Origin of the sequence: Roseiarcus sp. (genome assembly GCF_049514155.1) — a bacterium.
Classification (GTDB): Bacteria; Pseudomonadota; Alphaproteobacteria; order Rhizobiales; family Beijerinckiaceae; genus Roseiarcus.
On record NZ_JBEKVH010000149.1, the window covers coordinates 1 to 9,137 of the forward strand.

At 68.2% G+C, this 9,137-nt stretch carries 10 protein-coding genes; 1 reads left to right on the top strand and 9 read right to left on the bottom strand.

All coding sequences use genetic code 11. From position 1 onward, the window contains the following. A partial coding sequence (locus ABSF49_RS17355; RefSeq protein ID WP_424113904.1) for a DsbA family protein occupies positions 1-555 on the top strand: 555 nt, incomplete at its 5' end. 189 nt (positions 556-744) lie between these two features. On the opposite strand, the gene ABSF49_RS17360 is transcribed toward ABSF49_RS17355, so the two are convergent. From ABSF49_RS17360 to ABSF49_RS17400, 9 genes are all read right to left on the bottom strand, one after another. Next, entirely contained in the window at positions 745-1,035 is a 291-nt protein-coding gene (locus ABSF49_RS17360) for a GIY-YIG nuclease family protein (RefSeq protein WP_424113905.1), read from the bottom strand. Between the two features lie 187 nt (positions 1,036-1,222). Further along, positions 1,223-2,167 carry a 2-hydroxyacid dehydrogenase gene (locus tag ABSF49_RS17365; protein WP_424113906.1) on the bottom strand — a complete coding sequence of 315 codons (945 nt, stop codon included), beginning with the start codon at positions 2,165-2,167 and terminating at the stop codon, positions 1,223-1,225. Further along, on the bottom strand, positions 2,164-3,495 hold the full coding sequence (deoA, locus tag ABSF49_RS17370; protein WP_424113907.1) for a thymidine phosphorylase: 1,332 nt from the start codon (positions 3,493-3,495) through the stop codon (positions 2,164-2,166). The genes ABSF49_RS17365 and deoA overlap by 4 nt, the downstream gene beginning before the upstream one ends. Positions 3,496-3,545: 50 nt before the next feature. Next, positions 3,546-4,190 carry a hypothetical protein gene (locus ABSF49_RS17375; RefSeq protein ID WP_424113908.1) on the bottom strand — a complete coding sequence of 215 codons (645 nt, stop codon included), beginning with the start codon at positions 4,188-4,190 and terminating at the stop codon, positions 3,546-3,548. Between the two features lie 227 nt (positions 4,191-4,417). Then, positions 4,418-5,239: a purine-nucleoside phosphorylase gene (locus ABSF49_RS17380; protein WP_424113909.1), complete on the bottom strand. Its 822-nt coding sequence runs from the start codon at positions 5,237-5,239 to the stop codon at positions 4,418-4,420. Positions 5,240-5,384: 145 nt separating this feature from the next. Further along, complete coding sequence (locus tag ABSF49_RS17385) at positions 5,385-5,801, bottom strand: cytidine deaminase (protein WP_424113910.1); 417 nt, start codon at positions 5,799-5,801, stop codon at positions 5,385-5,387. After that, positions 5,785-6,753, bottom strand: coding sequence for an ABC transporter permease (locus tag ABSF49_RS17390; RefSeq protein ID WP_424113911.1), 969 nt, complete (start codon positions 6,751-6,753; stop codon positions 5,785-5,787). Before ABSF49_RS17390 ends, ABSF49_RS17385 begins: the two co-directional genes overlap by 17 nt. Positions 6,754-6,767: 14 nt before the next feature. Further along, positions 6,768-7,877 (bottom strand): ABC transporter permease, encoded by a 1,110-nt coding sequence (locus ABSF49_RS17395; RefSeq protein ID WP_424113912.1) that lies wholly within the window; start codon positions 7,875-7,877, stop codon positions 6,768-6,770. Next, positions 7,874-9,137: ABC transporter ATP-binding protein (locus tag ABSF49_RS17400; RefSeq protein WP_424113913.1), on the bottom strand; the 1,264-nt coding region annotated here is incomplete at its 5' end. The genes ABSF49_RS17395 and ABSF49_RS17400, both read right to left, overlap by 4 nt.

The following is a 9,137-nucleotide window of genomic DNA, read 5'->3' on the forward strand; positions in this document are numbered from 1 at the left end:
ATCGCGGCGGCGGGCGCGATCGACGTCGAGGCGATCCTGCACGACCCAGCGACGCCGACGGCGGGAAATCCCGCCGGCGACGTCGAGATCGTCGCCTTCATGGATTACAATTGCCCGTTCTGCAAAAAGTCGTCGCCCGACCTCGAACGGTTCGTCGACGACGACGGCAAAGTGCGCCTGATCTACAAGGACTGGCCGATCCTCACCGACGCGTCGGTCATCGGCGCCCATCTCGCGCTGGCGGCGAAATACCAGGGCAAGTATCGCGAAGCGCATGTCGCGATGATGAGCATTCGCGGCCTGAAGATCGACGAGGCGAGCCTGCGCGCCGCGGTCAAGGCCGCCGGAATCGACATGGCCCTGCTCGACGCCGACCTGAAAACGCACGACGCCGACATTGCCGCGCTGCTGAAGCGCAACATGAGCGAGGCCGACTCGCTCGGGCTCGAAGCCACGCCGGTGTTCCTGATCGGGCCGTTCAAGGTCGCCAAGGCGCTCGACTACGACGAGTTCAAAGCGACCGTCGCCGACTTCCGCGCCCGCGTCGCGAAGTGAGGCGAGCGGGACGGGCGATGTCGAAAGAGCCTCCTGAGTAGGATGCGTTCAAGCCGAAACGTCTCCGGCGTCGTTGCGAGCAAAGCGAAGCAATCCAGACTTTGGGATTGCGGCTGCCGCTTAGTCTGGATCGCTTCGCCGTCGCTCGCGATGACGGCTGAGAGCGGCGCCATCCAAAAGCAACATGCTCTAAGCGTTCAGGCTGCCGTAAAGATCCGCCCAGTCTGGATTGCTCGCCTCGATCAACGCGAGTTTCTTGGCGCGGCTTCCAGCCTTGAGCTGCTTTTCCCGCGCAATCGCCTCGTCCATGCGGTCATAAGGTTCCAACCAGACGAGCAGCTTGCAACCATAGCCCCGAGAGAAGCCTTCGATCGCGCCAGTGCGATGTTCGAATGCGCGTCGCGAGAGGTCGGAGGTCACCCCGACGTAAAGCGTCCCGTTGCGCTGGCTCGCCATGATGTAAACGCAGGGTCGCTTCATCCCCCTCGTTCCGCCCTCAGATCGTCATCGCGAGCAAAGCGAAGCGATCCAGACTTGGGCCACGGTCACTAGAGCTTCCTCTGAAAGCAGCCTCAGGCCGGAGCGCTCAGAGGTTCGATTCTCCCGGCTTCGTCTGGATCGCTTCGCTGTCGCTCGCGATGACGATAGCCCTCGCTTGCCTATTCTCTCAGTATCCCTTCTTCCGGTCCACCACGTTGCGCAAAGGCTCGCCGCGCTCGTGGGCCTGGATTTGCTCGGCGATGGCGCGGGCGACCGCGTCGGGGTGGGAGATCGCGGAATTGTGCGGACTGACGTAAACCGCCGGATGCGTCCATAGCCGCGAGTCCTTCGGCAGCGGCTCGGTCTCGAACACGTCGAGCGAGGCGCCCTTGAGCGCGCCGGAATCGAGCGCGGCGAGGATGTCGGCTTCGACCTGCAGCCCGCCGCGGCCGGCGTTGATCAGGACCGCTCCGCCGAGCCTTCCCTCGCGCGGCAGCCTGGCGAACAGGGACGCGTTGAGGATTCCGCGCGTCGCCGCGGTCAGCGGCAGCAGGCAGACGAGAATGTCGGCGCGCGCCAGCATCGCCTCGAGCCCGGCGGCGCCGTCGAAACAGGCGATCCCCGGCGCGCTCTTGGCGCTGGCGCTCCAGGCCGCGACTTGGAAGCCGAGCGCGGCGAGCTTGCCCGCCGCGTCGCGGCCGAGCTCGCCGAAGCCGAGAATGCCGACGCGCACATCGCGCGCCGCGGGCTGATCGTCGTCGTCGTCCCACATCCGCTCGCGCTGCTGGCGCTCGTAGCGGCGCGTCTGGCGCAGATGCATCAGGCAATGCAGCGCGACCCATTCGCTCATCCGCGCCGTCAGGTCGGGATCGACGATGCGCGCGATCGGGACGTCGGGTAGGCGCGGATCGGAGAGGATATGGTCGACGCCGGCGCCGAGCGAGAAGATCGCCTCGAGCCGCGGCAGATCGGCGAGCAGGCCGCGCGGGGGGCGCCAGGCGATCGCGTAGCGCACGGCGGCGCGGTCGGCGAGCGTTTGGGGCGTGACAAACGCGCGACCCGGCAGCAGCGCGGCGAAGCGCTTCAGCCAAAACCCCTCGTCCCAGCCGGGCGCGGCGAACAGCAGACTCACGTGGGCGAGCCGCCGATCCGCGCCGTCACCGGATCGGCGATCTTGGCCGGCGGCGCGGCGCCGATGTGATAGGCGTCGCTGAGACGGCGGCTCGCCGCCGCGGCGCTCGCTTCGTCGCGCGCATGGACCAGCGCCAGCGGCGCGTCGGCCGAGACTTCGGCGCCGATGCCGGCGAGCCGCGTCAGGCCGACCGCCGGATCGATCGCATCGGACGCGCGCGCGCGGCCGCCGCCGAGCTCGACCACCGCGAGGCCGACCTCGCGCGCGTCGATCGACAGCACATAACCCTTGCGCTCCGGCTGGGCGGCGACGACGACCGGCGCCGTCGGCAGCAGCTCGCGCGCCTTGGCGAGCAGATCGACCGGGCCGCCGAGCGCAGCGACCATGCGCTCGAAGCGCTCGGCCGCGGCGCCGTTGGCGAGCGAGCGCTCCAACGCGGCGCGCGCGGCGACGCGGTCGCGCGCCAGGCCGGCGAGCGTCAGCAACTCGGCTCCGAGCGCCAGCGTCACCGCATGCAGCCGCGGGTCGCGCTTCGCGCCGGTGAGATAATCGACGGCGTTGAGCACTTCGACGGCGTTGCCGGCGGCGCTCGCCAGCGGCTCGCCCATATTGGTGATCAGCGCCACGGTCGGCAGGCCGGCGCCGTTGGCGACCGCGGCGATGCTCTCGGCGAGATTGCGCGCGCCTTCGAGCGTCGGCATGAAGGCGCCCGAGCCGGTCTTGACGTCCATCACCAGCGCCTGCAGCCCGGCGGCGAGCTTCTTCGACAGGATCGAAGCGGTGATCAGCGCGATCGATTCGACTGTCGCGGTGACGTCGCGGATGGCGTAGAGGCGTCGGTCGGCGGGAGCGAGATCGGCGGTCTGGCCGATGATCGCGCAGCCGGCCTCGGCGACGACGCGGCGAAACAGCGGCAGGTCCGGCTGCGAGACATAGCCCGGAATCGAATCGAGCTTGTCGAGCGTGCCGCCGGTGTGGCCGAGGCCGCGCCCCGAGATCATCGGCACATAGGCGCTGCAGGCGGCGAGCATCGGCGCCAGCATCAGCGAAACGTTGTCGCCGACGCCGCCGGTCGAATGCTTGTCGACCACCGGCCCCGGCAGATTCATGTCGCGCCAGTCGAGCGTCGCGCCCGACGCTTTCATCGCGCGGGTCAGCGCGACGCGCTCGTCGAGACTCATGCCGCGAAAGAACACCGCCATGGCGAAGGCGGCGGCCTGGCCCTCGCTGACCGCGCCCGAGGTCAGGCCAGCGATGAATTCGCCGATCTCCACTTCGCTCAAGGCCCGGCCGTCGCGCTTGGCGCGAATGATTTCCTGCGGCAGCATGAGCCAACAGTCCCGAAATTGGTGGAAAACGGCACGCGAATTGAAAAGCGTCAGAGATTTGCAACCGCCCCCATCGCCTTTATTGCATCACGTTCGGAATCTGTCGCTGACGACGGCGCATGAACGCGAAGTATATCGCCTGACCTGAGCGAAGGCTTCAACTCGGAAAGCCTTGCAATCGTTGACTTGAAGTCTGCGAAATACCGCACTGTCTCCGGGCGCGTCCCGCCGGTCCGGTACGTTTCAATAAACCAATTCCAACTCCGCCGCGGAATGCCCAGCGCATCTCCATCCGTGAAAACGACTCCGGCGGGGCTCACGAGTTCGAACTCGTAGTGGAAGCAATGCTTCGGAACATCCCCAAACTGGACCGACATCGCGTAGCCGACCCCGTAGGTTTGCTCTCCTTCGACTTTGATCACCGTTCCCACATCGTCTGCGCCGATGTTGGTTCCAGCGCGCGCAGTCGTCTGTGGCCTGAACCGCACAAGGTCGCCGACGCGAAATTTGCGTTGACGTACGCCTGGCTGCTCGTCGCCGATGAATTCGACGCCAGCCGACTCAAGGACGCGCATGATTGCCTCCGTGGTTGCAACGTTGGCAGAGACTGGGCCGACCGTTCGTTCAAGGCGCTTTATTGTGTCTACAGACACGCTTGCCTTAAGCGCCAAGTCCGCTTGCTCGATGCGGGCCATAGCGCGGGCCGCGCGCAATTGCTCTCCGGTGACAACCAAGTTGCGCCCGTTGATTTCCTCACATAGCAGCTAAACAGCTACCAAATTACACATAGAGGTAATTCATCCCGCTGTCAAGGTAAGATGCCGCGAGCCTGCCGGCTTGCACCTCGTCAACGGTGGCAAAAATTGGTTTGCCCGCGCCGCGCGTTGACCCGAGACCGTCCCGGTCCGATTGCGCGCGGGCGCTAACCGATTGTCTGGTCATGGAGCGCAATGAACGCCTTGAGAAGGGCGCGGAATTGGCGCGAGCCGCGCGCGGCGACCGCTTGCGTCTCCTCGTGGCTGGGGTCGCCGCCCGACAGGCCGGCGGCGAAATTGGTCACCAGCGAGCAGGCGACGACGCGCAGGCCGAAATAGCGCGCGATCAGCACTTCGGGGACGGTCGACATGCCGACGAGATCGGCGCCGAGGATCTTGGCGGCGCGAATCTCGGCCGGCGTCTCGAAGCTCGGGCCGGAGAACCACATGTAGACGCCTTCGCGCAGTTCGACCTCGGCGACGCGCGCGGCGCCCTTGAGCGTCGCCAGTAGCGCGCGGTCGTAGGCCTCGGTCAGCGGCACGAAGCGCTTGTCGGTCGCGAGGCCGATCAGCGGATTGGCGCCGGCGAAATTGATGTGGTCGACGATCGCCGCCAGCGCCGGCGGCGGCCAATCGGCGTGCAGCCCGCCGGCGGCGTTGGTGAGAAACAACGTCCGGCCGCCGAGCCGGCTGAACGCCTCGATCGCCGTGAACATCTCGCGCGGATCGCCGCGTTCGTAATAATGGCCGCGGCCCTGGAACAGCGCGACGCGCTTGCCCGCGAGCTTGCCGACCACCAGGCGGCCGCTGTGCCCGACGACGCTCGGGACCGGAAAGCCGGGAATGTCGGCATAGGGGACGACGACCGCGTCTTCGGCCTCGTCGGCGAGGCCGCCGAGCCCCGAGCCGAGCACCAGGCCGAGCGGCGGCAACGTGGAAATTCCGCGATCGGCGAGCGCGACGATGGCGGCGGCGGATTGCGTGTTCACAGTTCCTTCCCCACTCTCCGCGTCATGGCCGGGCTTGACCCGGCCATCTACGTCTTTCCGAGGCGCGTTGATTGAAGCGCGTACGCAGACGTCGCCGCCTGGATGGCCGGGTCAAGCCCGGCCATGACGGCCCCGGGGGCGCCCCTCACCGCCCCAGATGCCCCGGCCCGAACGAATGCGGCAACAGCTCTTCGAGTCCGAAGCTCGCGCGCACGCCTTCCGGCCCGGCGACATGCACGCGCGTCGCCGCGTCGGCGAATTCGCGGATGCGCTGGCGGCAGCCGCCGCACGGCGTGCACAGGTCTTCGCCGTCGCCGACGACGACGATCGCTTCGATGCGCCGCTCGCCGGCCAGCGCCATCGCGGCGATCGCGCCCGCTTCGGCGCACGAGCCTTGCGGATAGGCGGCGTTCTCGACGTTGCAGCCGGAATAGATCGCGCCGCTCGGGGCGCGGATCGCCGCGCCGACGAAAAAGCGCGAATAGGGCGCATAGGCGCGCTCGCGCGCCGCCTTCGCCGCGGCGAACAGGGCCTCGAGGCCTGCGTCAGCGCTCTTTGACATAGGGGATGCCGGACGCGCGCGGCGGGATCGCCTTGCCGATGAAGCCGGCGAGCAGCACCACCGTCAGCAGGTAGGGCAGCGCCTCGATCGCCTGCACCGGCACCGGCCCGACGAACGGCAGCGGCACGCCCTGCAGCCGCGTCGCCAGCGCGTCGAGCACGCCGAACAGCAGGCAGGTGGCGAGGGCCGGCCACGGCCGCCATTTGGCGAACACCAGCGCCGCCAGGGCGATGAAGCCCTTGCCGGCGCTCATGTGCGGCTGGAAATAGGCCGCCTGCGAGATCGACAGGTAGGCGCCCGACAGGCCGACCAGCACGCCGCAGATGATCACCGCGCGGTAGCGCAAGCCCCTGACCGAAAGACCGGCGGTGTCGACGGCGGCCGGGTTCTCGCCGACGGCGCGCAATCTCAATCCGAAGCGGGTGCGATAGAGCGCCCAATAGGTCAACGGCACGCAGGCGAAGCCGAAATAGGTGATGAGATCGTGGCCCGAAATCAGGTGCTTGTAGATCGGGCCGAGGAACGGCACGGGCGCGAGGGCGTCGACGAACGGCAGCTTGATGGCGTTGAACAGCGCGGTGTCCGGCAGTTGCGGCGTGCGGCCGCCCTGCGACCAGATGGCGTTGCCGATCAGCGCGGTGATGCCGTCGGCGACCATGTTGATCGCCGTGCCGGAGACGATCTGGTTGGCGCGCTGGTCGATCGACGCGTAGCCGTGCACGAGCGACACGGCGATCGTCGCCAGGATCGCCGCGCCGAGGCCGAGCCAGGCGCTGCCGGTCGCCGTCGCCACCGCCGCCGCGGCGAAAGCGCCGACCAGGATCTTGCCCTCGAGGCCGATGTCGACCACGCCCGAGCGCTCCGACCACAGGCCGGCGAGGCAGGCGCAGATCAGCGGCACGCTGAGCCGGATGCCGGAACCGAGGATGCTGACCAGGTCTTCGAAGCCCATCGCGTTCGAGCCCCTCAGATCGGCGGCTGGGTGGTGCGGCGCGCCAGCAGCGTCGCCACCGGGCGACGGAAGACGTGCTCGAGCGCGCCGGCGAACAGCACCACCAGACCCTGGATGACGACGATCATGTCGCGGCTGATCTTCGGCTTGTCGAACGCCAGCTCGGCGCCGCCCTGGTAGAGCATGCCGAACAGGATCGCCGCGAGCACGATGCCGACCGGATGGGCGCGACCCATCAGCGCCACCGCGATGCCGACGAAGCCGAAGCCCGCGGTGTATTCGAGGATGAGGCGATGCTCCTCGCCGAGAATGACGTTGGCCGCCATGCCGCCGGCGAGCGCGCCCGACAGCAGCGTGGTGAGGATGGTGACGCGCGCCGGCGAAATGCCGCCGTAGATCGCCGCGGTCGGATTGGCGCCGACGGCGCGGATCGCGTAGCCGAGCCGCGTGCGCCAGATCAGCAGCCAGCAGCCGTAGGCGCAGGCGAGCGCGAGCAGGAACGACAGGTTGAACGGCGTGTCCGGCCAGATGATCCCGAGCGGCTTCAGCAGCGCGTGGAACTGCGGCACGATGGCGTAATTGGAGAAGCCGGCGGTCTCGGCGTTCATCTGCCCCGGCACGCGCAGCACGTCGACCAGCAAATAGCCCATCAGCGCCGAGGCGACGTAGTTGAACATGATCGTCGTGATGACGATGTGCGCGTCGCGCTTGGCCTGGAGATAGCCGGGAATGGCGGCGAAGGCGGCGCCGAACAGCGCCCCGGCGAGGATCGCGACGATCACCAGGGAGTAGCCCGGCAGGAAGCCGAGATAGAGCGCCGCCAGCGCCGCGCCCAAGCCGGCGACATAGGCCTGGCCTTCGACGCCGATGTTGAATAGGCCGGCGTGGAAGCAGATCGCCACCGCCAGGCCGGTGAAGATGAAGCTCGTCGCGTAATAGAGGGTGAAGCCGATGCCTTCGAGATTGCCGATCGCGCCGGTGACGAGGATCTGCACCGCCTCGAGCGGGTTCTCGCCGATCGCCAGCACCACCAGGCCGGAGATGACGAAGGCGGCGGCGACGTTGATCAGCGGGATCAGCGCGACGTCGGCCCAGGCGGGCAAGGGCTTCAGCGGCGCGCTCATGCGGCGCGCTCGTCGACGCCGGCCATCAGCAGGCCGAGATCTTGCGGATTGGTTTCATCCGGCCGCCGCTCGCCGGTGACGCGCCCGCCGCACAGCACGACGATGCGGTCGGACAGCGCGAAGATTTCGTCGAGCTCGACCGACACCAGCAGGACCGCCTTGCCGGCGTCGCGCTCGGCGACGATGCGCTTGTGGATGAACTCGATCGCGCCGATGTCGACGCCGCGGGTCGGCTGGCCGACCAGCATGATGCGCGGGTCGTGGTCGATCTCGCGCGCCAGCACGATCTTCTGCTGATTGCCGCCGGAGAAATTCGCCGTCCTGAGCAGCGGCGCGCGCGGCCTGACGTCGAACGCCTCCATGATCCGCGCCGCGTCGGCGACGATGGCGCGGCGGTCGAACAGGATGCCGCGGCCGAAGGTCGATTGGTCGTGGAAACCGAGCATCGCGCTCTCGCAGGCTTCAAACGGCATGATCAGGCCGACGCGCTGGCGGTCCTCCGGCACGTGGCCGATGCCGAGACTGCGCACGGCGTGGGGGTCGTGCTCGGACGGGCGCAGCACCCGGCCGTCGACGAGGATCTCGCCGCCGGCGGGCGGCCGGATGCCGGCCAGCGCTTCGAGCAGCTCCGACTGGCCGTTGCCGGCGACGCCGGCGACGCCGAGGATCTCGCCCTCGCGTAAGACGAACGAGACGTCGTGCACCCGCGTCACGCCGCGGTCGTCGACGACGACGAGGTTGCGCGCTTCGAGGGCGATCTTGCCCGGATGCGCCGGGCCCTTGTCGATCTTGAGGATGACCTTGCGGCCGACCATCGCGTCGGCGAGTTCGGGCGGCGAAGTCTGAGCGGTCTCGAACGTCGCCACCATCGCGCCGCGCCGCATCACCGAGACGCGGTCGGTCAGGCTCATGATCTCGCGCAGCTTGTGGGTGATGAAGAGGATGGTCTTGTTCTGGCTCTTCAGCACCCTGAGCATTTCGAACAGCTGGTCGGCCTCGGCGGGCGTCAGCACCGCCGTCGGCTCGTCGAGCACCAGGATTTCGGCGCCGCGCACCAGCGCTTTCAGGATCTCGACCCGCTGCTGCAGGCCGACCGAGAGTTCGCCGACGATGGCGTCGGGATCGACTTCGAGCCCGTATTCCTTGCCGAGCTCGGCGAGCCGCTTGCGGATCGTCGCCGCGCCCTTGGCGAGCAGCGCCCCGCCTTCGGCGCCGAGCATGACGTTCTCAAGCACGCTGAGCGTCTCCACCAGCATGAAA

What these genes read in the sequence shown, in the direction of transcription:
- ABSF49_RS17395 (WP_424113912.1), bottom strand. Translation starts at nt 7,877, where the DNA reads ATGAGCGCGCCGCTGAAGCCCTTGCCCGCCTGGGCCGACGTCGCGCTG.
- ABSF49_RS17360 (WP_424113905.1), bottom strand. Translation starts at nt 1,035, where the DNA reads ATGAAGCGACCCTGCGTTTACATCATGGCGAGCCAGCGCAACGGGACG.
- deoA (WP_424113907.1), bottom strand. Translation starts at nt 3,495, where the DNA reads ATGCTGCCGCAGGAAATCATTCGCGCCAAGCGCGACGGCCGGGCCTTG.
- ABSF49_RS17375 (WP_424113908.1), bottom strand. Translation starts at nt 4,190, where the DNA reads ATGGCCCGCATCGAGCAAGCGGACTTGGCGCTTAAGGCAAGCGTGTCT.
- ABSF49_RS17385 (WP_424113910.1), bottom strand. Translation starts at nt 5,801, where the DNA reads ATGTCAAAGAGCGCTGACGCAGGCCTCGAGGCCCTGTTCGCCGCGGCG.
- ABSF49_RS17390 (WP_424113911.1), bottom strand. Translation starts at nt 6,753, where the DNA reads ATGGGCTTCGAAGACCTGGTCAGCATCCTCGGTTCCGGCATCCGGCTC.